Raw genomic sequence first — 14,771 nt, 5'->3', positions numbered from 1 at the left:
GGCCGTCAGGGGTGGGTCAGGTGGCGGACAGGGTCCGCAGGGCGGCGTCCAGGCGGGCGGTGGCCTCCTCGGCGACGGGCTTGAGGGTGTCGAGGCCGGTGAGGGTGACCATGGTGCCCGGGTCGAGGGCCTGGACGAGCGTGTGGTCGCCGTCGCGGCGGACGACGACGTTGCACGGCAGGAGCAGGCCGATGGAGCGGTCGGCCTCCAGGGCCCGGTGGGCCAGGGGCGGGTTGCAGGCGCCCAGGATCAGGTAGTCCTCCATGTCGTGGTCGAGCTTGGCCTTCAGGGTGGCCGTCACGTCGATCTCGGTGAGGACGCCGAATCCCTGGTCGGCGAGGGCCTGGCGGACGGCGGTGACGGCGGCGTCGAAGTCGGTGGTGGCCAGGCGGACGGTGCGGTCGTAGGACACGGTTCGCTGCTCCCTCGGTACGGAATGCCTGATTCCCTTGATACCCCGCCGGGTACCCGACGCGGTGGAAGCGATGCCGGCCGAGTCGTCCGGGCAGGGGGCGGGCGAAATACCCCCCTGGGTATCTTTGTTAGAGTGAGTGGGCCGGATACCCCCCGAGGTACACAGTCTCTTGTGGAGGAGCCGTAGCCGTGTTCTTCGCCGACACCCTGGAACTCGAGGGTGCGGGCAACCGCAGCCATCTGGTGGGCGGCGCCCGACGTGCGGTCGCCGTCGACCCGCCGCGCGACATCGGCCAGGTCGTCGCCGCCGCGGTGAGGTGCGGGGCGCGCATCGCGTACGTGGCGGAGGCTCATGTGCACGAGGCTCTGGTCCTGCGCGCGACGCCGCCGGCGAGGCGGGCCTGACCTGACCCGCCACTGATCACCCCATCCGCTCACCCGACCCAAGGGCACCACCATGTTCCTCTTCCGACGCGGCACGGACCGCCTCACCCCCGAGCAGGCCCGCACCCGCACCGGCGACGGCACCGCCGTGCTGCTCGACGTGCGCGAGGTGCCGGAGTGGAGGGCCGGGCACGCGCCCGACGCCGTCCACCTGCCCCTGACCCGGTTGCTGGCCGGAGCCGCGCTCCCGCCGGAGGTGCGGGACCGGCCGGTGGTGGCGATCTGCCGCTCCGGGCACCGTTCGCAGCAGGCAGCCAAGCTCCTGGTCTCCCGCGGTGTCGACGCCGTCGACGTCACCGGCGGCATGAACGCCTGGGCGAAGGCCGGGCTGCCGGTCGTCGGCGAGCGCGGGCAGGGCGGCCGGATCGCGTGAGCGCCCTGGTCCTGGCCCTGATCGCGGGGGCCGTGGTCGGCCTGGCGCTCGGCGCGCTCGGCGGCGGCGGCAGCGTCCTGGCCGTTCCCGCCCTGATCTACCTGCTCGGCTTCACCCCTGCCGCGGCGACCACCGGCAGCCTCGTCATCGTCACCGTGACCTCCCTGACCGCGCTGTACGCTCACGCCCGCGCGGGAAACGTACGGTGGAGAGCCGGCGCGGCGTTCGCCGCGGCGGGCCTGCTGCCGGCCGCCCTGGCGGGAGCCGCCGCCGCCCGCCTGCCGCAGGCCGTCCTCACCCTCGCCTTCGCGGGGGTCGCGGCCGTCGCCGCGCTGCGGATGCTCCGCCCCGCCGCCCCGGCCGGCGGGGGGACCCGCCCGGTACGGCCGGGCAGGGCCGCCGGTGCGGGGGCGGGACTGGGTGCGCTGACCGGACTGCTGGGCGTGGGCGGCGGCTTCCTCGCCGTCCCCGCCCTGGTCACCGTCCTGGCCTTCGAGATGCAGGCCGCCGTCGGCACCAGCCTGCTGGTCATCACGGCCAACTCCCTGGCCTCGCTCGCCACCCGCTCGGGCGCCGCGGTCTCCCTCGACTGGGCGGTGATCGGCCCTTTCATCGCGGCCGCCGTCCTGGGCGCGTGGGACGGCAAACGCCTCGCCGCGAGGGTCTCAGGACCCCGGCTGCAGCGCGTCTTCGCGGTGGTCCTGCTGGCCGTGGCCGCCTTCATGCTCGCCGACGCGGTGACGTGAGACGAGGTCCGGGCCGGGGCTCAGGCCAGCGACAGGAACAGCTTCTCCAGCCGGGCGCGCATCCGGTCCCGGTCACCGTCCACCTGTCCGCCCTCGGCCATGCAGTGCTGCAGCCCCGTCGCGATGATCGCGAAACCGGCCCGGTCCAGGGCCCGGGAGACCGCGGCGAGCTGCGTGATCACGTCCTCGCAGTCCCGGCCTTCCTCGATCATCCGGATGATCCCCGCGATCTGCCCCTGCGCCCGGCGCAGCCGGTTGAGCACGCTCTTCAGCTCGTCGGCCGCCATGTCCAGTTCCACGCATCCTCCTTCATTGATACCCCTTGGGGTATTCTAGTCCGTTCGGTGCCTCTCCCGGACGAAAAGACGGAAAGCGACCTCACGCCCATGAGCACCCTCCGTGGTCATCGATTCCGTCCAGGCCGCCGAGCGCTTGAAAACCTACGCCGTCCGTGCGCCGTGGCCGCCGCCGGTCTCGGAGAACGGACCGGTCACCCCGCTGTCACGGTCCTCGGCGGCGTGCCGACCGACTACGTGGGCGCCCGCCGACAGCGGCCCACCCGAGACTCGGAGGACACCCCCTCGTGAGCGCCACGCCCACCGCGACCGGGCGGCCCGTCCGGCTCGGGCTGCGGGAGAACCGGCTGCAGTTCACCCTGCTGGTCATCGTCAACGTATGCGTCGGAGGCCTGGTCGGCCTGGAACGCACCACCGTCCCGCTCATCGGCTCCGAGACCTTCGGCCTGACCAGCGACCTGGCCGTCTTCTCCTTCATCATCGCCTTCGGCCTCACCAAGGCGCTCACCAACCTCGCCGCCGGGGCGCTCACCTCCCGTTTCCGCCGCAAGCAGTTGCTGGTGACCGGCTGGCTGCTCGGCATCCCCGTCCCCTTCGCCCTCGCCTGGGCACCCTCGTGGGGCTGGATCGTCGCCGCCAACATCCTGCTCGGCCTGAACCAGGGCCTGACCTGGTCCATGACCGTCAACATGAAGATCGACCTCGTCGGCCCCGCCCGCCGAGGACTTGCCACCGGCCTGAACGAAGCCGCCGGCTACACCGCCGTCGGTGTCACCGCCCTGCTCACCGGCTACCTCGCCACCAGCTACGGCCTGCGCCCCGTCCCCGAACTCATCGGCGTCGTCTTCGTCGCCGCCGGCCTCGCCCTGGCCCTCGCCGTCCGCGACACCGCCGCCCACGTCGCCCTGGAAATGGCCAACCACACCAAGCCATTGCCGACGGATGAGGACACCGGCCTGAAGGCCACCTTCACCCGCACCTCCTGGCACAACCGCTCGCTGCGCGGCGCCAGCCAGGCCGGACTGATCAACAACCTCAACGACGGCCTCACCTGGGGCGTCTTCCCCCTGCTCTTCACCGACCACGGCCTCGGCCTCGCCGCCGTCGGCCTGATCAAAGGGCTCTACCCCATCCTGTGGGGACTGGGGCAGATCCCCACCGGCCACCTCGCCGACCGCATCGGCCGCAAACCCCTCATCGTCCACGGCATGCTCGTCCAGGCCATCGGCTTCGTCCTCGCCCTCGCCCTCCTCGACCAGCCGCTGCTCGCGGGCATCCTGTCCGCGGTCTTCCTCGGCCTGGGCACCGCCATGGTCTACCCGGCCCTCATCGCCTCCATCTCCGACCACGCCCACCCCGCCTGGCGCGCCAACGCCCTGGGCACCTACCGTTTCTGGCGCGACATCGGCTATGCGGCAGGCGCCCTCGTCGCCGGCATCCTCGCCGACACCCTCGGCCTCAACGCCACCGTGATCGCCGCCGCCGTCCTCACCGCCGCCTCCGGACTACTCGCCGCCCGCTGGATCACCGAGCACCGCCCCGCCCCCCGCTGAACGGCCAACCTGCCCCGCCGCTGTCGGGGCAGGCTCCGGGTGCTCTGCGTGCTCTGCCCGCGAAGCGTCCCCCGCGCGGCGGACGGCACCGGCTCGCCCTTCCGCCCGGAACAGTGCGACGACGCGGACAGGCCGGCCGCTCAAGGGGCGTACCGGGTGCGCAAGGAGAGCCTGACTACGGAAGCGGTGGCCACCATGCCTGGCTGGGGGCCACCGATGGCGAGCGCGTCTTCGCCCTGTACGGCGCCGAGCTGCACGCGCTCCCGCAGATCTGCCGAGATGAAGACGAAGTCGATCAGCTTGCCGAGCAGCCCCTGGCCCCGGCGAAGAAGCCGATGTCGAAGGCGAGTCGCGGCATGCCCGGATCCTAGCGGCGATCTCCCGGGGCGGTCCGCGGTCGAAGGTGACCGTCCGGCGTCCCGTTCCGCGTCCGACGCCGGGCGGACAGCGGGCCCGCCCGGCGTCGGGCTGTCCCGCCCGGACAGTGACGCGTCACGTCATGTCACGTCCGCCCGGGCGATGCGCCCGTCGTCCATGGTGAGCCCGGCACCGCTGAACCGGGCTCGCATGCGGCGGTCGTGAGTGACCACGACCACGGCCCCCCGGTAGTCCGCCAGCGCCTGCTCCAGTTCCTCGACCAGCACCGGAGTGAGGTGGTTGGTGGGCTCGTCCAGCAACAGGAGATCCACCGGGTCGCTCACCAGCCGGGCGATCTCGATCCGGCGCCGCTGTCCGTACGAGAGATCCGCCACCCGCCGCCGCAGGTCCGGCGGACTGAACAGGCCCAGGGAGAGCAGCTTCGCCGCATGGTCCTCCAGGTAGCCGTCCCGGCCGTGGGTGAAGGCCCCCAGCACGGTCGTCCCGGGCGGCCAGGGCACTTCGTCCTGCCGCAGGTGACCGACCCGACCGTTGAGGCTCACCGAGCCGCAGCTCGGAGTCAGTTCCCCAGCGAGCACCCGCAACAGGGTGGTCTTCCCCGCACCATTGGGCCCGGTGACCAGCAGCCGTTCACCGCGGCGGACACTCAGTGTGGTGACGGCGAGCCGGCCCGCGATGCGCACGTCGGTCAGCACGGCCACCGGCTTCCCGGCCTCGGTCTCCGGTGTCGTGGTGTCGACGCGGGCGGTGAAGGACAGCGGGTCCGCGGGGGCCGGGGCGGGGTTCTCGGTCAGCTGTGCCACGCGTTGCTTGGCATTGCGGATCCGTACCATGGCGCCGTGGTCGCGTCCCCGCCTGCGGAACGCACCATGACCGAACCCGTCGAGGGGCAGCTTGCGCGGAATGCCCTCCAGGCGCACGGCGGTGGACGCGATCAGGCGGTGATTCCGGTCGAGTTCGGCACGCCACTCCTCGTACTCCCGCAGCCGCCGCTCCCGTTCCACGGCCTTGGCCGTCAGATAGCCCTCGTAGCCGTCGCCGTAGCGGGTGACGCGGCCGGAGTCGATCTCGAGGATCGTGGTGGTGAGCCGGTCGAGGAACACCCGGTCGTGCGTGACCGCGACGACGGTGCCGCGGTGGCTCCGCAGGTGCTCCTCCAGCCACTCCGTCGCCCGGTCGTCGAGGTCGTTGGTCGGCTCGTCGAGCAGCAGCAACTCCGGCGCGGAGGCCAGGGTCGCCGCGAGGGCGAGGCGGGACCGCTCCCCGCCGGACAGCGTCCCGAGCCTGCGGTCACGGTCCAGGTGCGGCAGTCCGAGGCCGTGCAGCGCGACCTCCACGCGCACGTCGGCCTCGTAACCGCCACGGGCCTGGTACCGCTCGACGAGTCCGGCATAGCGGCGCAGGGCGGCTGACAGCGCGGTGTCGCCGCCGTCCGTGTCGTGCTCGCCCAGCTCCGCCTCGGCCCGGCGCATCGCGGCTTCGAGCTCGCGCAGGTCGGACAGGGCCAGGTCGACGGCGTCCTGGACGGTGGCGTCGAGCGGAAGTTCCAGTGTCTGGGCCAGATAGCCGGTGCCGCCCGGGGCGACCACGGTGACCGTCCCGTTGTCGGGCCGTTCCCGCCCGGCGAGGACTTTGAGCAGCGTGGACTTGCCGGACCCGTTGTCTCCGATCACGCCGACCTTCTCGCCCGGCCGGATACTGAAGCCGACCCGGTCAAGCACGAGGCAGTCGTCGTAGTGCTTGGTGATGTCATGCAGGGCGCATAGGGCGATCGACACGCGTGTGTCTCCTGATCTCCGTTAGAGGATGAGGGGATGCGTGAGCGCGCTCGACGAAACAGCCGGTGAAGACGACAGGGGCACCGTCACCGCGGACGGTCCCGGTTCAGTGGCAGATCACGAGCACGCTGCCGGATGCGTCGGCGGAGTCCGACTCAACGCCGCGCATCCTCATCCCTCACAGAGATCCCATACGCAGAACCATAGGGGCCCACTGGGCACACGGCAAAGGCAATTCGACGCCGCCCGGCCCGAAGCGGGCGGGTGAAGGGTGCCGTCCTGCGGGCGTGTGCGCCGCCCCGGCGGTCGGGCCTCCGCCCTGGTACCCGAGGGAGGTGGAAAGGGACCAAGAGGCGCCTCAGGGTGAGCCAGGGGCGTCACCGTCGAGATCGAGGCGGATCACGGCCAGGGTCTCGGCGACCTCGGCGGTCAGCTCGTCGTCCGGGCCCAGCACCACGCACAGGTCCGTGTGCAGCGGCTCCAGGACGTCGTACGCCTCCGCCGCACGCTGCTGCGCCAGCAGCATCATGCCGATGTCGCGGCGCAGCTCCACCGCGTTCTCGCTCACGTCCCCGTCGACCGCCCGCACGGCGTCCAGGACGCCGTTCAGGCCGGCCAGCGCCTCGGTCACCCGGCCGAGCTCACCACGGCAGCGGGCCGCCTGGGCACGGCAGTACAGGGCCTCCTCGCCACCCGGGCCGCTCACCCGGGCGTAGGCGTCGGCGAGCGACTCGAACTCGGGCAGCGCGGCCCGGTGGTCACCGGCCAGCTGGCGGCTGTCCGCGCGGCGCCTGCGCAGTCTGAGCACGGCTTTGTTGTCCGGGCCGAGCACCCGCGCCACCGGCTCGATCATCTCGCCCACCACCTCGGCGGCCTGCGCGTACCGCTCTTCCTCCAGCAGAGCGCGGTAGTGCGCGTCGACTTCACGGAGCTGCTCCCGCAGCGCCTCCTTCTCGGCCGCGGGGAGGGCGGGCGGGGTGTCCGGCGCTGTGGCGGGCAGGGTGCCCGAGGTACCGGCTCGCGTACGGGGCGCGTAGGGGCGGCGGAAGATCCCGGTCGGATCGGGCGCTCCGGAAGGCCCCGCCTCGCCCGGTGCGGACTCCTCGCCGGGCGCCGGCAGGAACGGCCGCAGCCGCTCGTACACCTCCTGCACATCCGCCGGACGCGCCTCGGGCGCCTTGCGGAGCAGGTGCAGGACGAGCGCTTCCAGGGCTTCCGGTACGTCGGCACGCAGCTGCCGCAGCGGCGTCGGAGCCGCGTTGACGTGCTGCATCATCAGCTGCCACTCGCCGTCCCCGGCGAACAGGGGCCGCCCGCAGAGCAGTTCGTGCAGCACACAGCCGAGCGCGTACAGGTCCGTGCGCGGAGTGACCCGGGCGCCGCGCACCTGCTCCGGTGCCATGTACTGGTACGTCCCGACCGGGCTGCCCGTCGCGGTCAGCTTGGTGACGTCGGTGCGCAGGATCGCCGCGATGCCGAAGTCCAGCACCTTCACCGTGCCGTCCCGGGCGATCAGGATGTTGCCCGGCTTCAGGTCACGGTGGACGACGGGCACGTCGTGCGCGTACGACAGCACGGTCGCGACCTGCGCCGCCACGGCCGCCGCCCAGCTGACGGGCAGCGGCGGCTGCTGGTCTCGACCCACGTACGCGGTCAGCGGTACGCCGTCGACCAGCTCCATGACGAGGAACAGCTGCTCGTACGACTCGTCCAGGACCGCGTCGTACACCTGCGGGACGCCCGGGTGCTGGATCCGTGCGGTGACGCGTGCCTCGCGCCGGAAGCGTTTCTCGAACTCCTCCGCCAGGTCCGGAGACGTCACCGCCTGCGGCCGGATCAGCTTCACGGCCACCGGCCGGTCCAGTACGGCGTCGTAGCCGCGCCAGACGTCCCCCATGCCGCCGTGGCCGAACTGGTCCAGCAGTTCGTAGCGTTCCGCGATCCGTCGTACGTCCGGCACCAGGTCCCGCCCCCGCTCGCGTGGAGTGCCCGAAGAGGTCTGCGCTGTGATCGGGGAGCAGTCTTCCGGGCGAGGGCGTGTGCGTCCAACCGGTGCGGGCGGTGGTTACGTGATCAGGTCAGACCGGGTAGGCGGAGCACTCCGCCCAAACGGTCTTGCCCGGCCCGCCCCCGGTACGGGGTGAGCAGCCCCAGCGGTCGGCGAGTGCGGCGACGAGCAGCAGGCCGCGTCCGCTCTCGCCGTCCTCCGGTGGTGGTGCGGTGGGCAGTTGGGGGAGGCGTTCGTCCCGGGTGTCGGTGACCTCGATCCGTACGGTGCGGGTGGCCGGGTCCGCGGTCAGGCGTACGTGGAAGTCCCGGCCGGCGACGTGTCCGTGCCGTACGGCGTTGGCGCACAGCTCCGCCGCCACGAGGGTGACGACGTCGTGCCCGTCGCTGTCGTACGGCACGCCCCACGCGTCCAGACAGTGCTCACACATGCGCCGGGCGAGGCGCGCGCCGCGCGGAGTGGAGCTGAAGCGCATCGAGAACTGGTGTGCCGTAGGGGCTGATTGTGTTGCGGTCATGGACTCACGGTGGCCTTCGATGGCCTGGCGCGACCAGTGGTGACGCGCCGCTTCGACGGTTCCGTACGCAGTGGCCGGGGGTGCTGTACGGAGTGGTACTCGACGACACCGTGACGGTGTGCGCTCCCCGACCCGGCGGGAATCAGCTCCGGAAGCTCCTGCCCCTTCCACAGTGGACTTGACGGTATTTCAGGCCTGCTGCTCTGCTGTCACCGTTGTCGATGACGCAGAGGGGTACTGGTGGGCCAGTCGGACCTGAGGGCGCTGTTCCGTTCGAACGATCGCGATGTCACAGCGGTCGACTACTTCGCGGACAGGCGTGACGAGTGGGACTCGGTGGCGCAGAGCCTCACCCACCTCGTGCGCACCGTCCGTGCCACCGGTTTCGACGTGCAGGACCTCGAGGCCCCCCGTCGAAATGTGCTCACGTTCTACGGTGTCGGCGGTATCGGCAAGTCCACACTGTCCCGGTCGGTGGCCCGGCACTTATCGGGTGGGTTCCCCGCCGATGGCCACTGGCCGTCCCTGGCGGAGGGGGTCGGCCCTGTCGTACCGGTGCGGGTCGATCTGGCGCGCGATTCAGGTGCCGATTTCGAGTCGCTGATCCTGGCCGTGCGACTGGCCGCGGCGGAGATCGGACAGCCGATGCCGACGTTCGATCTGGCCCTGCAGCGGTACTGGGAGCACAACCATCCCGGTGAACCCCTCGACGAGTACGTCCGGCGCCGTACCCGGCTGAGCGCCCTGCCCGGCGCTCGGAACTTGTCCGGACAGGTGCAGTCGGCGCTGGCCGACGTGGCGCAGGCGGTCGCTCTTCCGGGCACCATGGGTCAAGTGGTCGGCCAGGGCCTGCGGACCGTCGTGCGCGCGTTGCGTGAAAGGCATCACCGGGTCAGGGCGCTCGCCGCGTGCAGCCGCTTCGCCGACCTCCTCGAGGCCGCTCCCGACCAGGACGCGCTCAGCTACTACCCGCATCTCCTCGCCTGGGACCTGGCGAACCTTCCCCCCAAGCACCGGGCGACCCTGGTGGTGCTGCTGGACACGTTCGAGGACGTGGGGGACCGGGTGCACCGTGACCTGGAGCGCCTTGTCCAACGGGTGGTGTGGCTGATGCCGAACGTCCTGTTCGTCATCACGGGACGCAATCGTCTCCAGTGGGACGACCCGCAGCTCGAGGGGCAGCTGGACTGGGCCGGCCCGGCATGCTGGCCGCAGCTCGTCGGCGGCGCGACGCAGGAGCCCCGGCAGCACACGGTCGGCTACCTGTCGGCCGGTGACTGCGAGACGTACCTGTCCCAACGTCTGACGCGCGCTGGCCGGCCGATGATGGACGCCGCGACCCGTCATCTCGTCACGGCCAACTCGTACGGACTGCCGTTGTACCTCGACCTCGCGGTGATGCGGTTCCTCGATCTGTACCGCCGGTCGGGCAACGTTCCTTCGGTGCACGACTTCAACTTCGACTTCCCCGCTCTGGTCGCCAGGACCTTCCGTGACCTGCCCCCGGAGGCGCGACGCGTCGTGCGGTCCGTCAGCCTCCTGGCGAGCTTCTCCGTACCTCTCGCCTCCGCCGCCGCGGGCTTCGACCACGACGCTCCGGCTCAGAGCCTGGTGGACCGGCCGTTCGTCGAGCACGACCCCGGGGCTCCGTGGCCCTACCGCCTGCACGCCCTGATCCGGGACGCGGTGCGGGAGGCGGACTCGACCAGCGACGACCGGTGGACGAGAGCCGACTGGCAGCGTGCCGCGCGACGAGCTTTCGACGCTCTCGGCCGCGAGGACACCTCCCAGCGTGCGCGCCTGGTATCGGCCCTTCACCAAGGTCTGTCCCTGTCACACCAGTTCGGCCTGCCGCTCGGGTGGCTCGAGGACGCCGCCTACCAGTACGTGGACGATTTCGTCTGGGAGCCCATCGAGCCGCCTGCGGGAGTATGGGACGAGGCCACTCCCTCTACTCCGGCCCAGGCACTTGCCACGGCCCTCTCGGCTATCGCCCAACGACAGCGTCAACACCGTACTGGTACCGCGCGGCAGCTCCGGCGCGTCTTGGAGGCCGGCGTCCTTCCACCGAGTCTGGAGGAACTGCCGCTCTACTTCCTGGCCGAGTGCGACCGTGACCTGGGGAACTTCCAGGAGTCTCTGAGCGGTATGCGGCGCGTGGCGGATCTGGGAGGCCGTCTCGCTGCGACGGCCCGACGGGGACTGATTCACTTGGCCCGCCGGATCGGCGCTTTCCCACGGGCCAGGGAAGCGGCACTTCATCTGGGAGCGGAGGGCCGTCAGGACCGAGTCCTCGGCGACTTGTGGTGGCCACAGGGGTCCATGGCGCTGGCGTGCTCCGCCTACGCGGCCGGTCGCGACCAGGCTCTGGCCGACGGGAAGGTCGGCGAAGCCGCCCTGTCGCAGGCATGCCTGGCCTTCGCTGCTGCCTTCCAGGACCGGCCACGGGCGGCCGAGCAGATCGCCCGTGCCGAGGAACTCCTGGCGGGCGTCTCGATCCGGTGGGCTGAGACCCAGACGCGTATCGCGACCCTGGTGAGGGACGCAGGCATCGCCCCCGACCTGCCGCAGCGTGCCGAGGCCCTGGCGAGGCAAGCCGTGGAGGCGGGACAGACGTCGTCCGTCGCGTACGTCCGCTTCGCCGAGTGCCTGCACGCTCTCGTCGCGGGCACCCCGGAGGCGCTCGCTCGCGCCCGGGAGCGCCTGATGGAGGACTGCGTCAACGGGATGGAGTTCGCGTACCTCGCCGAACTCACCTACCTGATGGCCGACGAGGAGCCTCCCGCCGGTCTCGCTCGCGCCGAATGGCTGGACGACGTGCCTCAGGTACGGGCACGCTGGGCCGGTCTCGTCGAGGACCGCCGGCGGGAGTCGGCAGCACACCAAGGAGCATGAAGCACGTGGCGCACTACACCACAGCCGAACAGATCGACCTTGCGGCCGTTGCCGAGAGGTACGGGCTCACAGGCGAGGCCGTCAGCCCGCTCTCGGGTGGTGCCGCGAACTCCAGTTTCCGGCTCAGCTCCGACCAGGGTGAGTATGTGCTGACCTCGCTCGACAATCATGACGAGGACACCGCGGCCACGCTGGCCCGTCACACGCGAGCCCTCCGCCGGCTCGGCCTGCCCACCAGCGAGATCGTTCCGGCCGTGGACGGCTCACTCATCTCCCCGATCGGGTGTCGCCTCTTCCTGCTGAAGAAGTGGATCGCCGGCGCCGTTCAGCAGTCGTTGCCGCTCGCTCTGCTCACGGACGCCGGTGGCCTCCTCGCCCGTTTGCACAGTCTCGAGCCCGGCGCTGAAGGCCTTGAGGACGTCCCTGTGGGCACCCGCCGTCTTTCACCGGAGCATCTCGCCGCGATTCCCGGCTTCGCCGATCGGGAGTTCGCCCAGTGGCTGGCCGCCCGCCTCGACCGCGTCCGCGCCGCCGAGGTGGGCAGCCTCCGCGCTCCCTGCCTGATTCACGGCGACCTCTTCGACGACAATGTCATCGTCCGCGACGACGGCGGACTCTCCGTCCTGGACTGGGAGACGATCTCCCTCGACGACCCTCTGCTCGACCTCGGGATGGCAGCCGTCGGCCTTGCCCAGGACGAAGCCGGCCTTCTCTCCGCTGACCGCCTTGACGCTCTCCTCGCCGGCTACGAGAAAAGCCGCCCCCTCACCACGGCGGATCGCGCGCTGCTCCCTCTCGAGATCGAGCACGCCGCGCTGATCATCGCCTTCCACCGCTTCTACCGTCACAACGTCCGCTTCCCGAACCCGGAGAGGGCGACATACCACCGGGGGATGGTTCGGTTCACGGAGTCGGTCGCCGCCGCGTGTGACAGTGACGAGCAGGGTCAGCTCCCGCAGGGGTGATTGTTCGGGGAGTGTGTACGCACGGTGGCGTTCTGTGGCCTAGCGTGACCAGTGGTGACGCGCCGTTTACGGGTCTTGGTACGGGAGCGGGCGCGGGCACCGTACGGAGCGGCAGGCGGGGAGAGGCGGCAGGCGGTGACCGAGGTGCGGGACGAGGAGACGACGGTACGGCAGCAGCAGCGGCGGCCGGAGGACGAGCCCGGGACGGGTGTGGTGACCGCGTTCGGGCGGCAGTTGAAGCTGCTGCGGACGCGGGCGGGGATGGAGCGGGTCGAGTTCGGGAAGCGGGTGGGGTACTCGGCGGACTCGGTGGCTTCGATCGAGCAGGGGAGGCGGATTCCGCAGCCTCAGTTCATCGAACAGGCGGATGAGGTGTTGGGGGCGGGTGGGGTTCTTACGGCGCTGAAGGAGGAGGTGGGGAAAGCTCAGTACCCATCCTTCTTCCGGGATGCGGCGCGGCTGGAAGCAGACGCCCAGGAACTCTTCCTTTACGCCGTCCAGGCGGTACCAGGGCTCCTCCAGACCGAGGAATACACGCGAGCCCTGCTCGCGATGCGGCGACCGTTGCTCGATGAGGACACGATCGAGCAGCGCGTCTCGGCACGACTGACGCGTCAGGAGACCTTCGCTCGCTGGCCCGCACCGCTGGTGAGCTTCGTCATCGAAGAGGCCGTACTGCGCAAGCCGTTCGGCGGCAGGGACGTGCTGCGAGGAGTGCTTGAGAACATCCTGTCCATCGGGCGCCGACGCAACGTCGAGATCCAGGTCATGTCGAACGATCAGGAGGACAACGCCGGAGTCGATGGCCCGTTCACGCTGATCACACCCAAGAAGGGAGATCAGATCGCGTACTTGGAGGTACAAGGTCGCAGCATCCTGGTCACTGACCGGAACGAGGTGCGGTCCATCTCAGCGCGCTATGGGATCATCCGAAGCCAGGCTCTCACTCCGCGAGAGTCCCTGAGATTCGTAGAGAAGGTGCTGAGAGAGCTATGAACACGGGCGAGGCGTGGCGCAAGAGTAGCTACAGCGGTGCGGAGGGTGGCGAGTGCATCGAGGTGGCCGAGACCAGCGATGCCGTATGGGTGCGTGACTCCAAGAGGCCCTCAGAGGCCAGGTTGTCCTTCGGGACGGAGGCGTGGGCTGGCTTTGTTCGGATGGCCGCAGGCCGCTGAACGAGCGCGTACGACGAGCGGGGTCCGGTACGCACGTGGTACCGGACCCCGAACGCATCAGAAGTCGTCCAGCCCTTCCTCCCGGCGGATCATCCGCCAGGCCGCGCGGCGGGCGCTGCGGTCCAGGTTGGACTTGAAGTCCCGGTCGGTGCCGAAGTACCGCTTGCCGAGGGTGTCGATCGTGGAGACATGATCCATCATGTTCTCCTCGAACTTCTTGTCGAAGACGATCCCGAAGTTCTCCTCGTCGTTGACGACGGCCGCGGCCCGGACCTTGGGATCCTTCTTCGTCGCATTGAAGGCCGGGAGGACATCCTCCTCGGTGAACTCCGTGCCGAACTTGGAGTTGAACTTCTCGATCAGCTCGGACAGCAGTGACTTGTCCGCGTCCTTCGCACCGCCCGCGCCGTCACCGAAGCCCTGGAGCTCGGCGGGGCCCTCGGGGGTGAGGGACACGTCGTACTCGCCGGTCTTCTCGACGCGCAGGTGACTCAGATCGACCTCGCCTATGTCGACTCCACCGTCCGCGAGGCGGGGGAGGCGGTTGAGCAGGTGGCGCCCGTAGAGGTGCAGGCGCTCCAACTCGGCATCGCTGTACGGAACGATCTGCGCGAGGAAGCCGTACTTGCGGACGTAGTCGCTGAGGTCGGCGCGGAACTCCTCCGCCGTCTCGACGTCGTCCTCCTCCTCGCTCTCCAGCAGGGCGGTGAAGCGGGCCACGGCGGGGGAGAGGAGCCGGTACAACTCGGCGTGCAGCTTCTCCCACTTGGACTGGACGCCGCCCGCCTTCTTCTCCGCTTCCAGATACGCGGCGACGAACTCGTCCATGTCCTGCTCCGAGATGATCGGCGCGGACATGACGCGACTCTGGGCCGTGTAGAGGAGGTTCGGGTCGGAGGGCAGGGTGTGCGCCTCCTCGAAGTACGGGCGGAAGGCTTCTTGGATGTCCTCGGCCTCGTTGACGAAGTCCAGGACGGCGAGGTCGGCCTGCGACTTGCGTTCGGCGGTGCGGTTGAGGCGCGAGAGGGTCTGCACGGCGGCGATGCCGGTCAGGGTCTTGTTGACGTACATGGTGGTGAGGAGCGGCTGGTCGAAGCCCGTCTGGTACTTCTCCGCGACGACCAGGATCCGGTACTCCTGCTGCCCCTTGCCGCCGGCCTTCGCGGCCTTGTCGTCGGCGCGGGTGTAGCCGAAGGCCTTCGGCAGCGCGGCTTCGGAGCTCGATCTCC

At 70.5% G+C, this 14,771-nt stretch carries 12 protein-coding genes and 2 pseudogenes; 8 read left to right on the top strand and 6 right to left on the bottom strand.

What is annotated here, in order from left to right; genetic code table 11:
* Window positions 1–16: 16 nt before the first annotated feature.
* Window positions 17–412: a DUF302 domain-containing protein gene (locus ACZ6A9_RS25700; protein ID WP_468989549.1), complete on the bottom strand. Its 396-nt coding sequence runs from the start codon at window positions 410–412 to the stop codon at window positions 17–19.
* A 191-nt stretch (window positions 413–603) separates the two neighbouring features.
* On the opposite strand from ACZ6A9_RS25700, the pseudogene ACZ6A9_RS25695 reads away from it, so the two are divergent.
* The 3 genes and pseudogenes from ACZ6A9_RS25695 to ACZ6A9_RS25685 all read left to right on the top strand — a co-directional run.
* Window positions 604–810, top strand: a pseudogene (locus ACZ6A9_RS25695) (MBL fold metallo-hydrolase); the annotation flags it as partial.
* A gap of 61 nt (window positions 811–871) precedes the next feature.
* Complete coding sequence (locus tag ACZ6A9_RS25690) at window positions 872–1,231, top strand: rhodanese-like domain-containing protein (protein ID WP_468989547.1); 360 nt, start codon at window positions 872–874, stop codon at window positions 1,229–1,231.
* A complete protein-coding gene (locus ACZ6A9_RS25685) occupies window positions 1,228–1,977 on the top strand; it encodes a sulfite exporter TauE/SafE family protein (protein ID WP_468989545.1) in 750 nt (249 codons plus the stop codon). Before ACZ6A9_RS25690 ends, ACZ6A9_RS25685 begins: the two co-directional genes overlap by 4 nt.
* A gap of 20 nt (window positions 1,978–1,997) precedes the next feature.
* Here the strand turns inward: ACZ6A9_RS25685 and ACZ6A9_RS25680 are convergent, their stop codons facing one another.
* Entirely contained in the window at window positions 1,998–2,276 is a 279-nt protein-coding gene (locus tag ACZ6A9_RS25680) for a metal-sensitive transcriptional regulator (protein WP_228970295.1), read from the bottom strand.
* 284 nt (window positions 2,277–2,560) lie between these two features.
* Here ACZ6A9_RS25680 and ACZ6A9_RS25675 point away from each other — a divergent pair, with 284 nt between their 5' ends.
* A complete protein-coding gene (locus tag ACZ6A9_RS25675) occupies window positions 2,561–3,826 on the top strand; it encodes an MFS transporter (RefSeq protein ID WP_468989541.1) in 1,266 nt (421 codons plus the stop codon).
* A gap of 497 nt (window positions 3,827–4,323) precedes the next feature.
* Here ACZ6A9_RS25675 and ACZ6A9_RS25670 read toward each other — a convergent pair whose 3' ends face one another.
* From ACZ6A9_RS25670 to ACZ6A9_RS25660, 3 genes are all read right to left on the bottom strand, one after another.
* The gene (locus ACZ6A9_RS25670) at window positions 4,324–5,982 is read right to left on the bottom strand and encodes a TlrC/CarA/OleB/SrmB family ABC-F type ribosomal protection protein (protein ID WP_468989539.1); all 1,659 of its coding nucleotides are present in this window, start codon (window positions 5,980–5,982) and stop codon (window positions 4,324–4,326) included.
* A 358-nt stretch (window positions 5,983–6,340) separates the two neighbouring features.
* On the bottom strand, window positions 6,341–7,942 hold the full coding sequence (locus tag ACZ6A9_RS25665) for a serine/threonine-protein kinase (protein WP_468989536.1): 1,602 nt from the start codon (window positions 7,940–7,942) through the stop codon (window positions 6,341–6,343).
* A 118-nt stretch (window positions 7,943–8,060) separates the two neighbouring features.
* Window positions 8,061–8,507 carry an ATP-binding protein gene (locus ACZ6A9_RS25660; protein WP_468989534.1) on the bottom strand — a complete coding sequence of 149 codons (447 nt, stop codon included), beginning with the start codon at window positions 8,505–8,507 and terminating at the stop codon, window positions 8,061–8,063.
* A 240-nt stretch (window positions 8,508–8,747) separates the two neighbouring features.
* Here ACZ6A9_RS25660 and ACZ6A9_RS25655 point away from each other — a divergent pair, with 240 nt between their 5' ends.
* From ACZ6A9_RS25655 to ACZ6A9_RS25640, 4 genes are all read left to right on the top strand, one after another.
* Entirely contained in the window at window positions 8,748–11,402 is a 2,655-nt protein-coding gene (locus tag ACZ6A9_RS25655; RefSeq protein WP_468989530.1) for an ATP/GTP-binding protein, read from the top strand.
* A gap of 5 nt (window positions 11,403–11,407) precedes the next feature.
* The gene (locus ACZ6A9_RS25650) at window positions 11,408–12,367 is read left to right on the top strand and encodes a phosphotransferase (protein ID WP_468989527.1); all 960 of its coding nucleotides are present in this window, start codon (window positions 11,408–11,410) and stop codon (window positions 12,365–12,367) included.
* Window positions 12,368–12,502: 135 nt separating this feature from the next.
* Window positions 12,503–13,363 (top strand): helix-turn-helix domain-containing protein, encoded by an 861-nt coding sequence (locus tag ACZ6A9_RS25645; RefSeq protein WP_468989525.1) that lies wholly within the window; start codon window positions 12,503–12,505, stop codon window positions 13,361–13,363.
* Window positions 13,360–13,542, top strand: coding sequence for a DUF397 domain-containing protein (locus ACZ6A9_RS25640; RefSeq protein WP_468989523.1), 183 nt, complete (start codon window positions 13,360–13,362; stop codon window positions 13,540–13,542). The genes ACZ6A9_RS25645 and ACZ6A9_RS25640 overlap by 4 nt, the downstream gene beginning before the upstream one ends.
* A gap of 57 nt (window positions 13,543–13,599) precedes the next feature.
* Here ACZ6A9_RS25640 and ACZ6A9_RS25635 read toward each other — a convergent pair.
* Window positions 13,600–14,760 (bottom strand): annotated as a pseudogene (locus ACZ6A9_RS25635) (type I restriction enzyme subunit R domain-containing protein); the annotation flags it as partial.
* Window positions 14,761–14,771 lie beyond the last annotated feature (11 nt).

The organism is Streptomyces sp. NPDC041124 (assembly GCF_055592385.1).
This window is presented reverse-complemented; position numbering and strand designations above follow the sequence as displayed.